Origin of the sequence: Janthinobacterium kumbetense (assembly GCF_023703445.1) — a bacterium.
Classification (GTDB): Bacteria; Pseudomonadota; Gammaproteobacteria; order Burkholderiales; family Burkholderiaceae_D; genus Janthinobacterium; species Janthinobacterium kumbetense.
The window spans coordinates 1-1,100 of the sequence record NZ_JAMQGR010000037.1; the positions used below are offsets into that span (position 1 = coordinate 1).

Genomic DNA, 1,100 nt, shown 5'->3' on the forward strand with positions numbered 1-1,100 from the left:
ATTGAGGCGGTGGTAATACGTTTCTTCCAGCGAACTTTCCAGCGGGATATTGTCGCTGTCGTGCTTGTGCGGCGGATAGCTGGACGAATGGCCGGACGGCGTGACCACCTCGACCACCAGCAAGCCATCGGCCTCGGCCGTCTGCGGCAGGATGTCGCACACATAGCGGGTGTTCGCCCCCTTGCCGCGCACGGAACGCGTCATCGACTGCGGGTCGATCAGGCGCGCCGGGCGGTGGGTGGTGGCCGGTGCGCTGCACAGCGCCACTTCCGCGGCGCTCACGGCCGTGATGCCGACCGTGGTTTCCAGCGGCACATACACGGCGTAGGGCGAGACGTCTTCAAACACGCTCTGGCGATTGCCGATGGCTTCCCAGGTCTGCCCGCCCGCCTGCACCGTCACCGTGCCCGTCAGCACGACGAGGCACAGTTCGCGGCTGCCCGTCTCCAACGTCAGCTGTTCGCCTGCCGCCAGACGGTGCGCGGCAAAGCCCACGTGCGTCCAGCCGGCCGATTCCGGCGTGACTTCGACGATGGCCGAACCGGCCCTGGCCTTGACCAGCAGCGGGCTCATGCCGCCTCCCGCCCCAGGCGGGGAATCGCGTCGACCAGGCGCGCCAGGTAATCGTGGCCAATCTTAGCATATTGATAACTTGGGGCCACGGCCGGATCTTGCTCCGCCTCCACCACCAGCCAGCCCTCGTAGCCATGCAAATATAAACGCGTGAGGATGGCGGGAAAATCGATGCTGCCATCACCGGGGACGCTGAAGGCGCCATTGATCACGGCTTGCAGGAAACTCCAGTGGCCATTTCTCGCCAGTTTCACCACGTTGGGGCGCACATCCTTGCAATGCACGTGGCAAATGCGTTCAATATGTTTATTCAGCACCGCCAGCGCGTCGCCGCCGGCAAAGGTGATGTGGCCCGTGTCGAACAGCAAGCCGACCTCGGCCCCCGTCAAGGCCATCAATTGGTCCACGTCCGTCGGCGTTTCCACGTAGGCGCCCATGTGGTGGTGGTAGGCCAGGCGCACGCCGTGGCCGAGCAAGTGTTTCGCAAACGCCGTCAGTTTGTCGGCGTAGTCCTGCCATTGTTGCGA

The 1,100-nt window shown here is 64.3% G+C and carries 2 protein-coding genes; both read right to left on the minus strand.

The genetic code is table 11. From position 1 onward, the window contains the following. Positions 1-573 (minus strand): 5-deoxy-glucuronate isomerase (iolB, locus tag NCG91_RS27840; RefSeq protein WP_251352088.1); only part of this gene is annotated, 573 nt, incomplete at its 3' end. Then, positions 570-1,100, minus strand: a 531-nt coding sequence (locus tag NCG91_RS27845; protein WP_251352089.1) for a TIM barrel protein, incomplete at its 5' end; no start/stop codon positions are given. The genes NCG91_RS27845 and iolB, both read right to left, overlap by 4 nt.